The sequence below is a fragment of the Klebsiella sp. 7-CIP_Kleb. genome (assembly GCF_050378655.1).
Classification (GTDB): Bacteria; Pseudomonadota; Gammaproteobacteria; order Enterobacterales; family Enterobacteriaceae; genus Klebsiella; species Klebsiella quasipneumoniae.
Map to the genome: position 1 here is coordinate 270,990 of NZ_JBNRLJ010000007.1, position 18,806 is coordinate 289,795.

An 18,806-nucleotide genomic window follows, 5' to 3' on the forward strand; every position below is an offset into this window, starting at 1 on the left:
CAAGGGGCGGGAGGGTTACAGCGCGGCGATCACTGCCTGCTGTTCAATCAGCTTCGCTTTCGCTTCCGCGTAGCCTTCCAGCTTCTCGCGCTCTTTGGCGATCACCGCTTCCGGCGCTCGGGCGACAAAGCCTTCGTTGGCCAGCTTGCTTTCGATGCGGCCAATTTCACCTTCGATTTTGGCCACTTCTTTCGCCAGACGCGCCAGCTCATCTTCTTTGTTGATGAGGCCCGCCATCGGGATCAGCAGTTCGGCGCCGTCGACGATCTTGGTCACCGAGACCGGACCTTTATCCTCGGCAGGCAGCACGGTAATGCTTTCCAGACGCGCCAGATTCAGCAGGAAGCTGCGGTTGTCGTTCACGCGACGCTCGGCCTCTTTGCTGCAGCCGCGCAGCAGCAGTTCCAGCGGTTTGCCCGGAGCGATGTTCATTTCCGCACGGATGTTACGCACGGCGACGATCGCCTGCTTCAGCCATTCGGTGTCGGCCAGCGCCGCGTCGTCCACCTGAGAGGCATCGTACTGCGGGAACGGCTGCAGCATGATGGTGTCGGCGGTGATCCCGCAGATGACCTTCACGCGCTGCCAGATGGTCTCGGTGATGAACGGAATGATCGGATGCGCCAGGCGCAGCAGACCTTCCAGCACAGTCACCAGCGTATGGCGAGTGCCGCGCAGCTCCGCTTCGCTGCCGCCGTTCATGACCGGCTTGGTCAGTTCCAGGTACCAGTCGCAGAACTGGTTCCAGGTGAACTCATACAGGATGCCGGCGGCGATATCGAAGCGGAAGTTATCCAGCGCTTCGCGATACGCTTTGACGGTGTGGTTGAATTCCGCAAGGATCCAGCGGTCGGCCAGGGAGAGCACCATCTCGCCGCCGTTGAAGCCGCAATCCTGATCTTCAGTGTTCATCAGCACGAAGCGGCTGGCGTTCCACAGCTTGTTACAGAAGTTACGGTAACCTTCCAGACGCTTCATATCCCAGTTGATGTCGCGGCCGGTAGAGGCCAGCGCCGCCAGGGTAAAGCGCAGAGCGTCGGTGCCGTGCGGCTCGATGCCGTTCGGGAACTGTTTCTCGGTGCGCTTACGGATTTTCTCCGCCAGCTGCGGCTGCATCATGTTGCCGGTACGTTTCTCCAGCAGCTCCGGCAGGGTGATGCCGTCAACCATATCCAGCGGGTCGATAACGTTACCCTTGGATTTGGACATCTTCTGGCCTTCGTCATCGCGGATCAGACCGGTCATGTAGACGGTCTTAAACGGAACCTGCGGTTTACCGTTTTCATCTTTGATGAAGTGCATGGTCATCATGATCATGCGGGCGATCCAGAAGAAGATGATGTCGAAGCCGGACACCATCACGCTGGTTGGGTGGAACTGACGCAGGGCGTCGGTGTTTTCCGGCCAGCCGAGGGTGGAAAAGGTCCACAGCGCGGAGGAGAACCAGGTATCGAGAACGTCTTCGTCCTGACGCAGCGCAACGTCGGCGCTCAGGTTGTTTTCCTGACGCACTTCGTCTTCGCTACGGCCCACGTAGACATTGCCGTCGTTGTCATACCATGCCGGAATGCGGTGACCCCACCACAGCTGACGGGAGATACACCAGTCCTGAATATCGCGCATCCAGGAGAAGTACATGTTTTCGTACTGCTTCGGCACGAACTGGATGTCGCCGTTTTCAACGGCTTCCACCGCCGGCTTGGCCAGCACGTCCGCGCGCACGTACCACTGGTCGGTCAGCATCGGTTCGATAACCACGCCGCCGCGGTCGCCGTAAGGGACGGTCAGGTCGTGCGGTTTGATCTCTTCCAGCAGGCCGAGGGCGTCAACCGCCGCAACGACGGCTTTACGCGCCGCGAAGCGTTCCAGTTTCTGGAACTCCGCCGGGATCTCGCTGGAGTAGACGTCAGATTCATTGCCTTTGGTGTCGTACACTTCCGCGCTTTCGCGGATGTCGCCGTCAAAGGTCAGGATGTTGATCATCGGCAGCTGGTGACGACGACCCACTTCGTAGTCGTTAAAGTCGTGCGCCGGGGTGATCTTCACGCAGCCGGTGCCTTTCTCCATGTCGGCGTGTTCGTCGCCCACGATCGGGATGCGGCGGTTTACCAGCGGCAGCACCACGAATTTGCCAATCAGATCTTTGTAGCGCGGATCTTCCGGGTTAACGGCCACGCCGGTATCGCCCAGCAGGGTTTCCGGACGGGTAGTGGCGACCACCAGGTAGTCTTTACCGTCAGCGGTTTTCGCGCCATCGGCCAGCGGGTAGCGGATGTGCCACATCGAACCTTTCGATTCGCGGTTTTCCACTTCGAGGTCGGAAATGGCAGTGCGCAGTTTCGGGTCCCAGTTAACCAGGCGTTTACCGCGGTAGATCAGATCTTCTTTGTACAGGCGAACAAAGACTTCTTTCACGGCATTGGAAAGCCCCTCGTCCATGGTGAAGCGCTCGCGCTCCCAGTCCACGGAGTTGCCGAGACGGCGCATCTGACGGGTAATGGTGCCGCCGGATTCCGCTTTCCACTGCCAGATTTTGTCGATGAAGGCGTCGCGGCCGTAGTCGTGGCGGGTTTTCCCTTCTTCAGCGGCAATCTTACGCTCAACCACCATCTGGGTAGCGATACCCGCGTGGTCGGTCCCCGCCTGCCACAGGGTGTTTTTGCCCTGCATGCGCTGGTAGCGAATCATGGTATCCATGATGGTTTGCTGGAAGGCATGACCCATATGCAAACTGCCGGTGACGTTCGGCGGCGGGATCATGATGCAGAAGCTCTCCTGGCTTTCATCACCATTCGGTTTGAAATAGCCCTGCTTTTCCCAGTGCTCGTAAAGCGGCTGTTCGATATCTTGTGGGTTGTATGTCTTTTCCATTATTTCCAGGTTGCCGTGTTCAGGTTGAAACCAGCCATGCGGTACGCCTTATAGCGTTCGCGCGCCAGTTGTTTCAGATTTTCTTCGTAAGGGACAAAGTCTATCACTTCTGTGAAAGCGGTGGCAAAATCTGCAAAGTTAAGCCGCAGGCTGATCAGAATATCCCGCGGGCTGCTGTTGCGCTTTTGCGGCCAGGCAATCTCCACCGGCGCGCCGCCTCGCGGGCCTTCGCCCGCCAGATTGTGCGGCACAAAGCTCTCCGGCGGCCGCGACCACAGCGCCTCATCGAGACGAATCGCCTGCTGCTCATCTTCACAGGCGATCAGGACGCGCTTGCCGTTGCGCCAACGTTCTGCGGCAATGTCACACACCAGCTGCTCGACGGCGCTCAGGCCGTCGACGGTGTCTTCGTTGTCCAGAAGGTAGAACGTTGCATTCTTCATATATGGGGCTTCTTGTCGTGGATTTAAATGCAAAGCCGGGTGGCGCTACGCTTACCCGGCCTACAAACGGCATCTTTCCGTAGGCCCGGTAAGCGTAGCGCCACCGGGCATCAGACGGCAATCACTCTTCGCCGTTAAAACCCGCGCGATTGAGCAGGAACTGCGACAGCAGAGCGACCGGACGACCGGTGGCGCCTTTGGCTTTGCCGGAACGCCAGGCGGTGCCGGCGATGTCGAGGTGCGCCCAGTTGTACTTGCGGGTGAAGCGCGACAGGAAGCAGCCGGCGGTGATCGCGCCGCCAGGACGGCCGCCGATATTCGCCATATCGGCAAAGTTGGATTCCAGCTGGTCCTGGAACTCATCGGCCAGCGGCAGACGCCATGCGCGGTCGCCCGCCAGTTCAGAGGCGCCGATCAGCTCATGGGCCAGCGGATTATGGTTCGACATCAGGCCGGTGATGTGATGGCCGAGGGCAATCACGCAGGCGCCGGTCAGCGTTGCGACATCGATAACCGCTTCCGGCTCGAAGCGCTCAACGTAGGTCAGCACATCGCACAGCACCAGACGGCCTTCGGCGTCGGTGTTCAGCACTTCCACCGTCTGGCCGGACATGGTGGTCAGAACATCGCCCGGGCGATACGCGCGACCGCCAGGCATGTTTTCACAGCCCGCCAGCACGCCGATCACGTTCAGCGGCAGCTGCAGCTCAGCAACCATCCGCATCACCCCGTACACCGCCGCGGCGCCGCACATGTCGTACTTCATCTCGTCCATGCCTTCAGCCGGCTTGATGGAGATACCGCCGGAATCGAAGGTCAGGCCTTTACCGACCAGCACGATAGGGCGCGCGTCTTCCGACGGGTTGCCTTTATACTCGATGACCGACATCAGCGACTCGTTCTGCGAACCGTTGCCGACGGCGAGGTAGGCGTTCATTCCCAGCTCGCGCATCTGCTGTTCGCCGATCACGCGGGTGATAACGTTTTTGCTATAGGTATCGGCCAGCTGGCGTGCCTGGGAGGCCAGATAGGCGGCGTTACAGATGTTCGGCGGCATGTTGCCGAGATCTTTCGCCGCTTTGATGCCGGCGGCGATCGCCAGCCCGTGCTGAATGGCGCGTTCGCCGCTGGTCAGCTCGCGACGGGTCGGCACGTTAAAGACCATTTTACGCAGCGGGCGACGCGGCTCGCTTTTGTTGGTCTTCAGCTGGTCGAAGCTGTACAGCGTCTCTTTGGCGGTTTCAACGGCCTGGCGAACTTTCCAGTAGTTGTTACGGCCCTTGACGTGCAGCTCGGTCAGGAAGCAGACCGCCTCCATTGAACCGGTATCATTCAGGGTATTGATGGTTTTCTGGATGACCTGCTTGTACTGACGCTCATCCAGTTCGCGCTCTTTGCCGCAGCCAATCAGCAGAATGCGCTCAGACAGAATGTTTGGCACATGGTGCAGCAATAACGTCTGGCCAGGTTTGCCTTCCAGCTCGCCGCGACGCAGCAGGGCGCTGATGTAGCCGTCGCTGATTTTATCGAGTTGTTCGGCGATGGGGGAGAGGCGACGTGGTTCAAAGACGCCGACCACGATACAGGCGCTCCGCTGCTTCTCCGGGCTACCGCTTTTTACACTGAACTCCATGCACTATGCTCCTGAATCTTAAAGACAACAGTGGTGGCTACGGCTATACTCGTCGCCTTTCAAGTTGCAGATGCGCCGGCTGCGCCTGCTTACCCTGACGTGGCACATTGTGCGCGCCAGGGGCCACAGCCCTGCTGCCTTCTTACAACTCGAAATCCATTGAGTATATAATTGCAAGCTTTCGTAACTCATATCCGCTGTTGCGGTGACTTCGTGTTAATCTTAACGTTATTAAGGCCTGGGTTCGTCAGAAAAGATCCTGACATGCAGAACCGATGAGTCATTTAATCTTAGCGACGTTTTCGACGACCAAAGAGAATAAATGACGTTTAAGCCATGAAACAAGCAATTTTCCTGCACTAAAACGGGTTTTTACGGGCGTATTTATAGTGATAATCATAAGATATCTGGTTCGTGAGACGCTGAAAAGCCAGTTGGCGATCCTATTCATCCTGTTACTGATTTTCTTTTGTCAGAAATTAGTCAGGATCCTCGGCGCTGCGGTGGATGGCGATATCCCAACCAATCTGGTGCTCTCGCTGTTGGGGCTCGGCATCCCGGAGATGGCGCAGCTTATCCTGCCGTTAAGTCTGTTCCTTGGCCTGCTGATGACCCTCGGCAAGCTGTACACCGAAAGCGAAATTACGGTGATGCACGCCTGCGGCCTGAGTAAAGCCGTGCTGATCAAGGCGGCGATGATCCTCGCGCTGTTCACCGGCGCGGTGGCGGCGGTCAACGTGATGTGGGCGGGGCCGTGGTCGTCGCGCCATCAGGATGAAGTGCTGGCGGAAGCCAAGGCTAACCCCGGCATGGCCGCTCTGGCCCAGGGCCAGTTCCAGCAGGCCAGCGATGGTAACGCGGTGATGTTTATCGAGAGCGTCAACGGCAACCGCTTCCATGACGTCTTCCTTGCCCAGCTGCGTCCGAAAGGCAACGCGCGACCTTCCGTGGTGGTGGCGGATTCCGGCGAGCTGTCGCAGCAGAAAGACGGTTCGCAGGTGGTGACCCTCAACAAGGGCACCCGCTTTGAAGGCACCGCGATGCTGCGCGATTTCCGCATTACCGATTTCAATAACTATCAGGCCATTATCGGCCACCAGGCGGTGACCTCCGATCCGGACGACACCGAACAGATGGATATGCGCACTCTGTGGCAGACCCACACCGACCGCGCGCGCGCCGAACTGCACTGGCGCTTCACGCTGGTGGCGACGGTCTTCATTATGGCGCTGATGGTGGTGCCCCTCAGCGTGGTGAACCCGCGCCAGGGCCGCGTGCTGTCGATGCTGCCGGCGATGCTGCTCTACCTGGTGTTCTTCCTGCTGCAGACCTCGATTAAGTCGAACGGCGGCAAAGGCAAAATGGACCCGGCTATCTGGATGTGGGCGATCAACCTGCTCTATTTTGCGCTGGCGGTGCTGTTAAACCTGTGGGACACGGTGCCGATGCGCCGCTTCCGCGCCCGTTTTAATAAAGGAGCGGCCTGATGCAGGCGTTTGGCGTACTTGACCGTTATATCGGTAAGACGATTTTCAACACCATCATGATGACGCTGTTCATGCTGGTGTCGCTCTCCGGCATTATCAAGTTTGTCGATCAGCTGAAAAAGTCCGGGCAGGGCAGTTACGACGCGCTGGGCGCCGGCCTCTATACCATCCTCAGCGTGCCGAAAGACATCCAGATCTTCTTCCCAATGGCGGCGCTGCTTGGCGCGCTGCTGGGGCTGGGGATGCTGGCCCAGCGCAGCGAGCTGGTGGTGATGCAGGCGTCCGGTTTCACCCGGCTGCAGGTGGCGCTGGCGGTGATGAAAACCGCTATCCCGCTGGTGCTGCTGACCATGGCGATCGGCGAGTGGGTGGCGCCGCAGGGCGAACAGATGGCGCGCAACTACCGCGCCCAGCAGATGTACGGCGGTTCGCTACTTTCCACCCAGCAGGGGCTGTGGGCGAAAGATGGCCATAACTTTGTCTATATCGAACGGGTGAAAGGTAACGATGAGCTGGGGGGCGTCAGCATTTATGCCTTCAACCCGGAGCGTCGTTTACAGTCGGTGCGCTATGCCGCCTCGGCAAAATTCGATAGCGAGAATAAAGTGTGGCGCCTGTCGCAGGTGGATGAATCCGATCTGACCGATCCGAAGCAGGTGACCGGGTCGCAGATGGTGAGCGGTACCTGGAAAACCAACCTGACGCCGGACAAGCTCGGCGTGGTTGCCCTGGATCCGGATGCGCTGTCGATCAGCGGGCTGCACAACTATGTGAAATACCTGAAATCCAGCGGTCAGGATCCGGGACGCTACCAGCTCAATATGTGGAGCAAAATCTTCCAGCCGCTGTCGGTGGCGGTGATGATGCTGATGGCGCTGTCGTTTATCTTTGGCCCGCTGCGTAGCGTGCCGATGGGCGTCCGGGTAGTGACGGGGATTAGCTTCGGCTTTATCTTCTACGTGCTGGATCAGATTTTCGGCCCGCTGACCCTGGTGTACGGCATACCGCCGATCATCGGCGCGCTGTTGCCAAGCGCCAGCTTCTTCCTGATAAGCCTCTGGCTGATGATGCGTAAGGCCTAGCGGGTAAGCCTGAAACCTAAGCCCCCTCATTGATGAGGGGGCTTTTTTTTTAGCGCTTGCGTCCGCCCAGCAGGCTGCCCAGCATGCCGCGGACGATCTGATTGGTGACCTGGCGAACTGCGCTTTTCGCCGCGGTCTGCACGATACCGTCGCGTTTGCCGCCGCGCGGGCCGGTGCTGCCGAACAGGATATCTTTCAGGCCGCCGAGCAGCCCGTCGTCTTCTCCGCTCTGCTGACCCTTCGCCGGCGGAGCCGACTGCTGCTCGGTAGTGACCTGCACCCCTTGCTGCAGCATCTCGAAGGCCGACTCGCGGTCCACCTCCTCTTCATACTTGCCGTACAGCGGCGAGTGATTCAGCAGGCCATTGCGCTCGTCATCGCTGACTGGCCCCATCCGCGAGCAGGGAGCGATAACCATCGCCCGCTCGACCACCGACGGACTGCCTTTCTCATCGAGGAAGGAGATCAGCGCCTCGCCGGTGCCCAGCTCCTGGATCGCCTGTTCGGTACTGAAGGCCGGGTTGGCGCGCATGGTCTGGGCGGCGGTTTTCACCGCTTTCTGATCCTTCGGCGTAAAGGCGCGCAGCGCGTGCTGCACACGGTTGCCCAACTGGCCGAGCACAGCGTCGGGAATATCCGCCGGGTTCTGCGAGACAAAATAGACGCCGACGCCCTTGGAGCGGATAAGACGGATCACCTGTTCGATTTTATCCAGCAGCACCTGCGGCGCATCGTTGAACAGCAGATGCGCCTCATCGAAGAAGAACACCAGTTTGGGCTTGTCGAGATCGCCCGCCTCCGGTAGGCGCTCGTACAGCTCGGAGAGCATCCACAGCAGGCTGGCGGCGTAGAGCTTCGGCATCTGGTAGAGCTTTTCAGCGCTGAGGATATTGATCACCCCTTTGCCACTGGCATCGACGCGCATCCAGTCGGCAATATCCAGCATCGGCTCGCCGAAGAAGTGCCCGGCGCCCTGTTGCTCCAGGGTCAACAGCCCGCGCTGGATGGCGCCGACCGAGGCGCTGCTGATATTGCCGTACTGATTCTGGAAAGATTTGGCGTTGTCGCCGATAAACTGGGTGATGGCGCGGAGGTCTTTGAAGTCGAGCAGCAGCAGGCCGCGGTCGTCCGCGATGCGGAAAATAATGTTCAGCACGCCGCTCTGCACCTCATTGAGATTGAGCAGGCGCGCCAGCAGCAGGGGGCCAAGATCGGAGACCGTCGCCCGCACCGGGTGGCCCTTTTCGCCAAAGATATCCCAGAGCACCACCGGGTTGGCGTGCGGCTCCCAGTCGCTGACGCCGATCTTCTCCAGCCGCGCCTGCAGTTTCTCTGAGCTCTGGCCCGCGGCGGCAATGCCGGTCAGGTCGCCCTTGACGTCCGCCATAAATACCGGCACGCCAATCTCCGAAAACGACTCAGCCAGCTTTTGCAGGGTGACGGTTTTACCGGTGCCGGTCGCACCGGTGATCAGCCCATGGCGGTTGGCCATGGCGGGCAGCAAATAGAGCGCGTTATCCAGCGTGCGCGCAATCAACAGGGGTGAGCTCATGATCGATTCCTCCATTTATCCTGCGACGATTATAGGCAACCTCGTCGTCCGGCGTTGGGGAAATCGTCACGCGCCGCGCACGCTTTAGCGAGAGGCCTCAGGCGCAGTGGCGTTGGATAAGCGCGATGCTCTGCTCAATTTCGCGCTCGATATCCGCTTCGCTCCACTGCGCCAGCTCGGGAGCGAAGGGTTCAAAAGCGTATACCCCCTGATAGCCGCGGGCTTCCAGGGCCTTAACCTGCTCGCAGGTGCCGAGACGATCCTGCGGCGTCAGCATGATGCGCTCGGCATCGGTGAGCTGCTCGCGCGGACGGGTATCGTCCACTCCGGAAAGGTGGACCAGCCCGATGTCCGCTACCTCCACCTGACTGAACTCGTCCGCCGCCTGCGGGTAGAGATGGTGATGGAAGGTGTCGATCAGCAGCTTAAACGGCACGCGCGCGTCATGGATCAGCGTCTGCGCCTGGTGCGCCGATCGCAGCGAGCTTTGCGGGAAGCCCAGCGGCTCCACCAGGCCGTGGATGCCGTAGAAGGCGAACAGCGGGGCCAGATCGCGCAGGGCGCCCAGGGTGTCGCTGGCCGGCACCTCGCTGCCGTCGTTGAGCGGGCAGAGCACCAGCGATTTGGCGCCGATGGCCTGAGCCTCTTTCAGCAGCGACTCGGTCAGCTGCCGCACCTCTTCGCTACGGCGGTTAAAGGGATAGACCGCGTTAATCGTCAGGATCTCGATGTGATAACGCGCCGCCAGCTCGCGCACCTGCTGATGGCTTAGATCGTCGGTCACCTTCCCGCTGGGTAAATCGTTGCGCAGCTCGACTTTATTCAGGCCCAGACGGTTCACCAGACGGAAAAACGCTTCAATGCTGAGCGCTGGCGCGATTTTGCGGTTAATACAAAAACGTTGCATTGCGATGGCCATAGGACACTCCTGACGGAAGAGGGTTAGGTTCGTTCAATTGGCTAACAGTCAAAACGTTTATTCCAAAATAAGCAAGAATGAAAATGATGATTGTTTGAGCTGCCTCGCAAAATATTCCCGGCCGCCGCGGCGGGAGCGACCGGGACGGGGAGCCTGGCATCACGAGGCGGCGCGGCTCGATGGGGGAAGCGTGTAAGCGATGCGTGAGCGCAAAATGCGACTGTTATCACCAAAATGAAATTTCATTTCACAACAATGTTGAAATATAAATTTCATTTTACTACGGTTATAGCACAGCAGAATCAGCGACGGGCCGGTGTGCGCTGGCCCTCTTCACTATGAGGCGAGAACATGACGATCACAGGAAACTTTATTGGCGGGAAAACCGTTATCAGCAGCAGCAACGAAACGATGCCGGTGTACGATCCGGCGACGGGCAAAGCGGTGCGCGAAGTCACGGTATCGACCGCGCAGGAAGTCTCTGAGGCGATTCAGGTTGCTCGCGATGCGTTTGACAGCTGGTCCCGTACCACGCCGCTGCGCCGCGCCCGCGTGCTGTTCAACTTCAAAATGCTGCTGGAGCAGCACGTGGAAGAGCTGGCGGGGATCATCGTCAGCGAGCACGGCAAAGTGTGGTCGGATGCGCTGGGCGAGCTGACCCGCGGCATGGAAGTGGTCGAATTCGCCTGCGGGATCCCGCACCTGATTAAAGGTGAATACTCTTCTGACGTCGGCACCGGCGTCGACAGCTATTCGCTGATGCAGCCGCTGGGCGTGGTGGCCGGGATCACCCCGTTCAACTTCCCGGCGATGGTGCCGATGTGGATGTTCCCGCTGGCGCTGGCCTGCGGCAACAGCTTCGTCCTCAAACCGCCGGCGCTGGCGCCGACGGCCGCCGTGCGTCTGGCAGAGCTGCTGAAAGAGGCTGGTCTGCCGGACGGCGTGTTTAACGTCGTGCACTGCAGCAATGAAGATGCCGAGCAGCTGTACACTGACCCGCGCATTGCGGCAGTGAGCTTCGTTGGCTCCTCCGGCGTGGCGGAGTATATCTATAAGACCGCCAGCGCCCACGGCAAGCGCGTGCAAGCCTTTGGCGCCGCCAAAAACCACGCGATAGTGATGCCGGATGCCGATCTTGACGCCACCGTTAACGCCATTATGGGCGGCGCCTTCGGTTCCGCAGGCGAGCGCTGCATGGCGCTGCCGGTGGTGGTCGCGGTGGGAGATGAAACCGCCGACAAACTGATCGCCCGCCTGAAGCCGTTGGTGGAGGCGCTGAAAGTGGGCCCGGGCTGTATGCGCGGCCAGGAAGAGAACGAGATGGGGCCGGTGGTTTCTGATACTCACCAGAAAAAAGTCCTCGGCTATATTGATAAAGGCGAAAGCGAAGGGGCAAAACTGGTGGTCGATGGCCGCAAACTGCGCGTGCCGGGTTACGACGCGGGCTATTATGTCGGCGGCACCCTGTTCGATCACGTCACCCCGGAGATGACCATCTGGCGCGAAGAGATCTTTGGCCCGGTGCTGGGGATTGTGCGCGCGGCGGACTATGACAGCGCCCTCGAGCTGGTTAACAGCCACGAGTTTGGCAACGGCAGCGCCGTCTTCACCAGCAACGGCCACACCGCGCGTGAATTCGTCCACGACGTGCAGGCGGGGATGGTCGGGGTGAACGTGCCGGTCCCGGTGCCGATGGCGTTCCACAGCTTCGGCGGCTGGAAGCGCTCAGTGTTCGGGGCGCTGAACGTTCACGGGCCGGACGGCGTGCGCTTCTACACGCGCATGAAGACCGCCACCGTACGCTGGCCGGCAGGGCAGCAGACCGTATCTGAATTCAGCATGCCGACGTTAGGTTAATCGGCGAAGGAGAGCGCCATGTCGTTACTGGCTAAATCGCGAAAAGAGGGACAGATCCAGCATATTACGCCGCAAAGCGCCGGTTGGCGCTATATCGGCTTTGATGTCTGGATGTTGAAAAAAGGGCAGACCGTGACGCTGGAGAGCGGCGACCGCGAGCTGTGCCTGGTGCTGGTCGCCGGCCTGGCGTCGGTGAAAACGCAGCAGGCCGATTTCCCGAATCTCGGTAAACGGATGTCGCCGTTTGAACGCACCCCGCCGTGGTCGGTGTACGTGCCACCGCAGGATCGGGTCGAGGTGACAGCCGATTCCGATCTGGAGCTGGCGGTGTGTAGCGCGCCGGGCAAAGGCAACTTCCCGGCACGCCTTATTCGGCCGGAAGACGTCGGCGTCGAGCATCGTGGGAAAGGGCGCAACCAGCGTCGGGTGCATAATATTCTGCCGGACAGCGCCGAGGCGGATTGCCTGCTGGTGGTGGAAGTCTACACCGACGAAGGGGCCACCAGCTCGTGGCCGTCGCATAAGCACGATACCGCCCAGCCGGGCAAAGAAACGCAACTGGAAGAGACCTACTATCACCGCTTCGATCCGCCGCAGGGCTTTGCCTTCCAGCGGGTCTACACCGACGACCGCAGCCTGGACGCCTGCATGGCGCCCTATAACCACGATGTGGTGATGGTGCCGCGCGGTTACCATCCGGTGGCGGCGATTGCCGGTTACGACAGCTACTATCTGAACGTCATGGCCGGGCCGGATCGGAAATGGCTGTTCACCTGGGAAGAGGACCACGCCTGGATCAACACGCCGGAATATCCGCGCCACGACTAACGTGACGCGCAGACGCCGATAAAAAAGGCCGGTTAGCGATGCTAACCGGCCTTGTTGTTTGAGGCTGCGGGTGTTTTTTAGCGAAAGGCTCCGCGGAATCCCACTCCCTGGCCCGGCAAGCGCAGCGTTGCCGGGCCGTCAGGCACCGTACCCGTGACTGTGCCGGATGGCGCTACGCTTATCCGGCCTACAGGGTTCCTGCGACCTGTCCTTGATTTACCCACTTGCGCGACTGAAACTGCCGGTGCTGACGGCCTCAAAATCGCTGAGACGTTCCCGGAAGGCCGGGGCAGCCCGCATGGATGCGGGCTGAGGGCCGTGTTTTGCACGGACGCTGCCTCGGCCCGACCCGAAGCCTGCAGGGATAAGTCGAAGGGACCGCGCAGCGGCGATTTTGCTGGCCGGAGCCCGGGGGTACAGGGGGCGGCGGCGACTGGCCGCCCCCTGTGCGCTCCCTGTGCCATGCCAGGCATAACGCAGACGATTAACCGGGAGCGCAAATTTCGCTGAAGTTACACGTAATAAACGCATTGTCTGGCCGGGAAAGTTGCAAACCGATAACAGTCTCTACGGCATCCCGCAGGCGCACATATCCCAGGCCCGGCAAGCGCAGCGCCGCCGGGCAGGACACCTCCGACGCCATACCCGTCTTTGTGTCGGATGGCGGCATAAATGCCTTGCCCGGCCTACTGGCGCCTCCCGCAGGCTTATACAACTCCGCCGGGCGACTAACGCCAGGCGGCTTATTTCACGCCTTCTGCTTGGCCTCAGACTCCTGACTGCTGTTCAGCGCCAGCGACACCGCCAGCGTCTGGGCCAGGCACAGGGAAGCAACCTGCGAGCGGAAGCCATCCACCTGCGCTTCCCGCACCACAAAGCAGACATCGCTGAAGGCCGCCAGCGGGCTGACCTGGCTGTCGGTAATGGCGATCTGCCGCGCTTTGCGCTGCGCGCCCAGCTCCACCAGCTCGACCACTTCCCGGGCGTACGGCGAGAAGCTCACCGCCACCACCACGTCTTTCGGGCCGACCAGACTCAGTTGCTCGGTGAACATGCCGCCGAGGCCGTCGATCAGAAAGGCTTTGCGATCGAGGTGGCGCAGCGCATAGGTCAGATAGGAGGCGACGCTGAACGACCGGCGCAGGCCAATGACGTAGATATTTTCCGCCTCGCCCAGCAGGGCCACCGCGCGCTCCAGCTCATCGCTGGAGGTCTGCATCGCCAGCTGCTGCAGCGCCTGGTTGTTCACCATCGTGAACATATTGAGAATTTCCGTCGGCGTTTCCGGCGGGCTGGACTCATCGCTGGTGGTCTGGCGGAACAGACGGGCGCGCTCGGTATAGTTGGCGGTCTCTTCCATCAAATGTTGCTTGAACATCTGTTTCATTTCGTTAAAGCCGCTGAAGCCGAAGGCGTTGGCAAAACGAATCAACGTGGAAGGGGGAACGTCCGCCTGTTGCGCAATGGAGGCCACGGTATCGAAAGCCACGCTATTGCTGTTATCAAGGATATAGCGGGCGACCTGTTTCAGGCGTTTGCTTAACGTATCGTAGCGACGCCTGATTTCATCCTGCAGGATGGTCAGCTGTGTTGGGTTATTGGCCATAGAGTGCGCTCTGAGAAAATGGAAGGAATATGGCTTCCAGTGTACCAAATGAAGCGAATTTTTCATTTATTGCGACGAAATACGCGATTCATTTCACGAAGAAACAGAAAAACGCCCGCTCCGCAAGGTGACGGAGACGGGCGTCGGGGGATCAGCGCCGGGCTTCGCGCCAGTAGCCAATAAGCGTCAGGTAGTTGCGTTTCACTTCCTCTATCAGCGCCTCATCGCTGAGCTCACCCTGCATCCAGCGCCGCGACGGCTGGCCAAAGATAGTGCGCCCGACGGCGAAACCTTTGATCATCGGGTGTGCGGCCGCCTCGGCGAAACCGGCGCGCAGTTTGTCGGAAGGTGCGTCGAGACCGAGGATCAGGATCCCGCGGCTCCACGGATCTTCGCGCTCGATAAGGGCGGTGATCTGCTGCCAGCTGGCGCTGGAGAGCGGCGGCAGCTTCCACCAGTCCGGCTTGATCCCCAGCTGATAGAAGTGTTCCAGCATGGTGTGGTAATGGCGCTCGTCTTTGTCCGGGCCATTTTCCGGCAGGATCACCTCCAGCAGCAATTCATGGCCTGACTTGTTACAGGCCTGCCACACCTCGAGCAGCAGGGCGTCCTGCTCTGCACGCAGCGCCGTCGGGTCATCCGGGTGATAGAAGACCAGACATTTGACGACATGCTCCAGCGGCCAGTCGATCAGCTGCGAGCCGATGTTGCCATGCTCCAGACGCAGCGGTCGCGAGCTGGGCAGTTCGATAGGGCGCCCGATCCACCAGCCCTTGCCGGTAATGGCGTTCAGCGCACGCTGGCCGTAGGTGCCGTCGGCCAGAATACCGCTGCGCTGGTCAAGACCCGCCTCCTGCGCCGCCGCTTCGGCCGCGGCCAACAACAGCAGCTTGAGCTGCGGAATGCAGGCTTCATCGCGCCCGGCCTCCCGCGCCAGATCGGCCAGCTGTTTGCGATGGTCGAAGGCGAAAATGCACAGCTCCGGCCACTGCTGGCGGCGGCTGGTCACCCGGTGCAGGTGGTTGAGGCGATCGTCGACGTCCGGGCGCGGCACCGATTCGGCGCGCTGCAGGTAGTCATCGAGTTCGACTTTGGTCGGCATCGCCGGCGCACAGCCGTGGCGGGAGACCACCAGCGCCCCGCAGGCGTTGGCATAACGGCAAGCCTGCTCCCAGCCCTCGTCGTTAAGCCAGCCGCGCAGCAGGCCAGACATAAAGGCATCTCCGGCGCCCAGCACGTTGAGCACCTCCACGCGCACGCCCTGCTGCAGCGGCACCTGGTCCCAGCTGTCCGGGATGTCGCCTTCCAGCACCACGCAGCCCATCGGCCCGCGCTTGCAGACGAGGGTGGCTTTGGTGGCATTGCGCACATTTTTGAGCGCGGTCAGGGTATCGGTGCTGCCCCCGGCAATATGAAACTCTTCTTCGGTTCCCACCACCAAATCGAACAGATGCAGCACTTCCTGCAGCTGGCTGGTGACCGGCCCGGACTCAATGAAACGGGTTTCGCCATCGCCGAGCGAGGTGAGTCCCCACAGCACCGGACGGTAATCGATATCCAGCGCGGTACGCAGGCCGTGACGGCGGGCGTACTCCAGCGCCTTCAGCACCGCGGCGCGGGTGTTGGCGTGCGACAGATGGGTGCCGGTCACCGCCAGCGCCCGGGAGGAGGCAATATACTCCTCGCTGATGTCGTCAGGCGTTAAGGCCATATCGGCGCAGTTATCGCGGTAGAAAATCAGAGGGAAAGTCTCCTGATCCTTTATCCCCAGCATCACCAGCGCGGTCAGGCGGGATTTGTCGGTAATCAGATACTCAGTATCCACCCCGGCGCGGTTGAGCGTTTCGCGCAGGAAACGGCCGTTGTGTTCATCGCCAACGCGCGCCAGCATGGCCGATTTCAGCCCCTGAATCGCGGTGCCAAAGGCCACGTTGCCGGAGGAGCCGCCCAGATATTTCGCGAAACTGGCAACGTCTTCTAGCCGCGAACCGATCTGCTGGGCATAGAGGTCGACGGCCACCCGACCTATACAGATGACGTCGAGCCGCTTTACTGCTGCATTCATAGCTAGGATTTCCTTTTTGGTGTCTGCTGCCTGGAAGGGTCGGGATCCCGACGTCGACTCCGTGAACAGCCTGAGGGTTATTGGTTACCCTTAGTTTGAGAAATAAATATTTCATTTGCAAACTCGTTCGAAATTAAAAAACCAAAAGTGTGAGGGATCTACCACTCTGCCGCACTGAGCCTCGCGTGAGCGCGGATCGCCCCCACTGTCGACCCGGGGGAAAATGAAACGCCACACGACAGCCATTTACCTATGATTTTTAAGGAGATATTGCCGTGTGCTGCGGCAAAAAAGGGCCCGAAAACGTGTCAGGAATGTAAGTGAAACGTATGAAATGGGTAGAGAGTTTGATCCTTCTCGCAAAATGAAATATTTCTTCTGTATTTGTATTTAATGAAAAAAATGTTTGCCTATAATCCACAGGTATTCCAGTGACGTTAACGACGGCCCCGGCGGCATCGGCGCGACGCCACACACAAATACTGAACAATAAGGATTGTGCATCATGGGCAAACTGAGACTGACAACGGCGCAGGCGCTGGTGAAGTTCCTCGATAACCAGTACCTGGAAGTGGATGGCGTAGAGCTGAAGTTCGTGAAAGGCATTTTCGCGATATTCGGCCATGGCAACGTCCTGGGGCTGGGGCAGGCGCTGGAGCAGGACAGCGGCGACATGCGCGTCTATCAGGGGCGCAACGAGCAGGGGATGGCCCACGCGGCCACCGGTTTTGCCCGCCAGGCCTTGCGCCGGCAGATTATCGCCTGCACCTCCTCCATCGGTCCGGGGGCGGCCAACATGATCACCGCCGCCGGCACCGCCAGCGCCAACCGCATTCCGCTGCTGCTGCTGCCGGGCGATGTCTTCGCCACCCGCCAGCCGGACCCGGTGCTCCAGCAGATTGAACAGAGCTACGATCTCAGCATCAGCACCAATGACGCCTTCCGCGCGGTCAGCAAATACTGGGACCGCATTACCCGCCCGGAACAGCTGATGAGCGCCTGCATCAACGCCATGCGCGTCCTGACCGACCCGGCGGAAACCGGCGCGGTGACGCTGTGCCTGCCGCAGGACGTGCAGGGCGAAGCCTGGGACTACCCGGAATCCTTCTTTGCGCGCCGGGTGCACCGTCTCGACCGCCGCCCGGCCAGCGCCGCGCAGCTGGCGGACGCCGTGGCGGCCATCAAAGCCAGTCGTAAACCGCTGATCGTCTGCGGCGGCGGGGTGAAATACTCCGGCGCGGGCGAAGCGCTGTCCCGTTTCGCCGAGCGCTACGGGGTGCCCTTTGCCGAAACCCAGGCCGGGAAGGGGACGGTGGTCTCTTCTCACCCCCTGAACGTCGGCGGCGTCGGCGAGACGGGCTGTCTGGCGGCGAACCTGCTGGCGAAAGAGGCCGACCTGGTGATCGGCGTTGGCACCCGTTTCAGCGATTTTACCACCGCCTCGAAATGGATTTTCCAGCACCCGGAGGTGCGTTTCCTGAATATTAACGTCAGCAACTTCGACGCCTGGAAGCTGGACGGTATTGCCATGCTGGCGGACGCCCGGGAAGCGATGACCGCCCTCGACGCGGCGCTGGCGGACAGCGGCTGGCAGGCCGGCTGGGGCGCGCAGATCGAGAGCGTGCAGAGCCGTCAGTTAAAAGAGACCCAGCGCGTCTACCAGGCGGTGTGGCAGGAGAAATCCTTTGTCCCGGAGATCGACGATCATCTCGATCGCGAATCGGTGTATCGCGAGTTCCGCCAGATCACCGACTCCACCCTGACCCAGAGCAGCGTCCTTGGGGTACTGAATGAAACGCTGCCGGCCGAGGCGGTGATCGTCGCGGCGGCGGGCAGCCTGCCCGGCGATCTGCAGCGCGTCTGGCGCAACCGTGCCGAAAACACCTACCACGTGGAGTACGGCTACTCCTGCATGGGATATGAGGTCAACGCCGCGCTGGGCGTGAAGCTGGCGCAGCCGCAGAGCGAAGTCTACTCCCTGGTCGGCGATGGCTCGTTCATGATGCTCCACTCTGAGCTGGTCACCTCCCTGCAGGAGCGGGCGAAGATCAACGTCGTGCTGTTCGACAACATGGCCAACGGCTGCATCAACAACCTGCAGATGGAGCACGGGATGGACAGCTTCGGCACCGAGTTCCGCTACCGCCAGCCGGAAACCGGCCAGCTGCAGGGCGGCCTGGTGCCGGTGGACTTCGCCACCATCGCCGCCGGCTACGGTTGCAAAACCTGGCGCGTCACCACCCTGGACGAACTGCGCCACGCGCTGGACGCCGCCCGTCGCGAAACGGTCAGCACCCTGATTGATATTAAAGTGCTGCCGAAGACCATGGTGCACAAATACGGCAGCTGGTGGAACGTTGGGGTCGCCCAGACGGCGCTCTCTGAGCGGATCCGCAAAGTTGCGCAAATGATTAATGAAAAACGCGCCCAGGCGCGTGATTACTAAAACGAACATCCACCCTG

The 18,806-nt window shown here is 60.4% G+C and carries 12 protein-coding genes; 5 read left to right on the plus strand and 7 right to left on the minus strand.

All coding sequences use genetic code 11. The annotated features are described in order from the left end of the window. Positions 1-15 precede the first annotated feature (15 nt). The 3 genes from ACQUTI_RS21735 to pepA form a co-directional block, all read right to left on the minus strand. Entirely contained in the window at positions 16-2,871 is a 2,856-nt protein-coding gene (locus ACQUTI_RS21735) for a valine--tRNA ligase (RefSeq protein ID WP_017900564.1), read from the minus strand. Then, a complete protein-coding gene (gene holC, locus ACQUTI_RS21740) occupies positions 2,871-3,314 on the minus strand; it encodes a DNA polymerase III subunit chi (RefSeq protein WP_004206530.1) in 444 nt (147 codons plus the stop codon). The genes ACQUTI_RS21735 and holC overlap by 1 nt, the downstream gene beginning before the upstream one ends. Before the next feature lie 121 nt (positions 3,315-3,435). Further along, complete coding sequence (gene pepA / locus ACQUTI_RS21745; protein ID WP_004206531.1) at positions 3,436-4,947, minus strand: leucyl aminopeptidase; 1,512 nt, start codon at positions 4,945-4,947, stop codon at positions 3,436-3,438. A 389-nt stretch (positions 4,948-5,336) separates the two neighbouring features. On the opposite strand from pepA, the gene lptF reads away from it, so the two are divergent. Both lptF and lptG read left to right on the plus strand, forming a co-directional pair. Beyond that, positions 5,337-6,434: an LPS export ABC transporter permease LptF gene (gene lptF, locus ACQUTI_RS21750; RefSeq protein WP_012969078.1), complete on the plus strand. Its 1,098-nt coding sequence runs from the start codon at positions 5,337-5,339 to the stop codon at positions 6,432-6,434. Next, positions 6,434-7,516, plus strand: coding sequence for an LPS export ABC transporter permease LptG (lptG, locus tag ACQUTI_RS21755; protein WP_002886956.1), 1,083 nt, complete (start codon positions 6,434-6,436; stop codon positions 7,514-7,516). Before lptF ends, lptG begins: the two co-directional genes overlap by 1 nt. A 49-nt stretch (positions 7,517-7,565) precedes the next feature. Here the strand turns inward: lptG and ACQUTI_RS21760 are convergent, their stop codons facing one another. Together ACQUTI_RS21760 and ACQUTI_RS21765 are read right to left on the minus strand one after the other, a co-directional pair. Then, on the minus strand, positions 7,566-9,068 hold the full coding sequence (locus tag ACQUTI_RS21760) for a helicase HerA-like C-terminal domain-containing protein (protein ID WP_048322798.1): 1,503 nt from the start codon (positions 9,066-9,068) through the stop codon (positions 7,566-7,568). 97 nt (positions 9,069-9,165) lie between these two features. Next, the gene (locus tag ACQUTI_RS21765; protein WP_017900562.1) at positions 9,166-9,987 is read right to left on the minus strand and encodes a TIM barrel protein; all 822 of its coding nucleotides are present in this window, start codon (positions 9,985-9,987) and stop codon (positions 9,166-9,168) included. Positions 9,988-10,338: 351 nt separating this feature from the next. Here ACQUTI_RS21765 and ACQUTI_RS21770 point away from each other — a divergent pair, with 351 nt between their 5' ends. After that, the gene (locus tag ACQUTI_RS21770; RefSeq protein WP_004146794.1) at positions 10,339-11,844 is read left to right on the plus strand and encodes a CoA-acylating methylmalonate-semialdehyde dehydrogenase; all 1,506 of its coding nucleotides are present in this window, start codon (positions 10,339-10,341) and stop codon (positions 11,842-11,844) included. A gap of 18 nt (positions 11,845-11,862) precedes the next feature. Continuing rightward, positions 11,863-12,672, plus strand: coding sequence for a 5-deoxy-glucuronate isomerase (gene iolB, locus ACQUTI_RS21775; RefSeq protein ID WP_094334463.1), 810 nt, complete (start codon positions 11,863-11,865; stop codon positions 12,670-12,672). A gap of 748 nt (positions 12,673-13,420) precedes the next feature. Here iolB and ACQUTI_RS21780 read toward each other — a convergent pair. Together ACQUTI_RS21780 and ACQUTI_RS21785 are read right to left on the minus strand one after the other, a co-directional pair. After that, entirely contained in the window at positions 13,421-14,278 is an 858-nt protein-coding gene (locus ACQUTI_RS21780) for a MurR/RpiR family transcriptional regulator (RefSeq protein WP_004206536.1), read from the minus strand. A 151-nt stretch (positions 14,279-14,429) separates the two neighbouring features. Beyond that, positions 14,430-16,343, minus strand: coding sequence for a bifunctional 5-dehydro-2-deoxygluconokinase/5-dehydro-2-deoxyphosphogluconate aldolase (locus ACQUTI_RS21785; RefSeq protein ID WP_064795199.1), 1,914 nt, complete (start codon positions 16,341-16,343; stop codon positions 14,430-14,432). Between the two features lie 505 nt (positions 16,344-16,848). Here ACQUTI_RS21785 and iolD point away from each other — a divergent pair. Continuing rightward, on the plus strand, positions 16,849-18,789 hold the full coding sequence (gene iolD / locus ACQUTI_RS21790; RefSeq protein ID WP_004152191.1) for a 3D-(3,5/4)-trihydroxycyclohexane-1,2-dione acylhydrolase (decyclizing): 1,941 nt from the start codon (positions 16,849-16,851) through the stop codon (positions 18,787-18,789). The last annotated feature ends 17 nt before the right edge of the window (positions 18,790-18,806 follow it).

Bases quoted from the DNA above. Each gene is read 5' to 3' on its own strand.
- ACQUTI_RS21735 (WP_017900564.1), bottom strand. From the start codon at position 2,871: ATGGAAAAGACATACAACCCACAAGATATCGAACAGCCGCTTTACGAG.
- holC (WP_004206530.1), bottom strand. From the start codon at position 3,314: ATGAAGAATGCAACGTTCTACCTTCTGGACAACGAAGACACCGTCGAC.
- pepA (WP_004206531.1), bottom strand. From the start codon at position 4,947: ATGGAGTTCAGTGTAAAAAGCGGTAGCCCGGAGAAGCAGCGGAGCGCC.
- lptG (WP_002886956.1), top strand. From the start codon at position 6,434: ATGCAGGCGTTTGGCGTACTTGACCGTTATATCGGTAAGACGATTTTC.
- ACQUTI_RS21760 (WP_048322798.1), bottom strand. From the start codon at position 9,068: ATGAGCTCACCCCTGTTGATTGCGCGCACGCTGGATAACGCGCTCTAT.
- ACQUTI_RS21765 (WP_017900562.1), bottom strand. From the start codon at position 9,987: ATGGCCATCGCAATGCAACGTTTTTGTATTAACCGCAAAATCGCGCCA.
- ACQUTI_RS21770 (WP_004146794.1), top strand. From the start codon at position 10,339: ATGACGATCACAGGAAACTTTATTGGCGGGAAAACCGTTATCAGCAGC.
- iolB (WP_094334463.1), top strand. From the start codon at position 11,863: ATGTCGTTACTGGCTAAATCGCGAAAAGAGGGACAGATCCAGCATATT.
- ACQUTI_RS21780 (WP_004206536.1), bottom strand. From the start codon at position 14,278: ATGGCCAATAACCCAACACAGCTGACCATCCTGCAGGATGAAATCAGG.
- ACQUTI_RS21785 (WP_064795199.1), bottom strand. From the start codon at position 16,343: ATGAATGCAGCAGTAAAGCGGCTCGACGTCATCTGTATAGGTCGGGTG.
- iolD (WP_004152191.1), top strand. From the start codon at position 16,849: ATGGGCAAACTGAGACTGACAACGGCGCAGGCGCTGGTGAAGTTCCTC.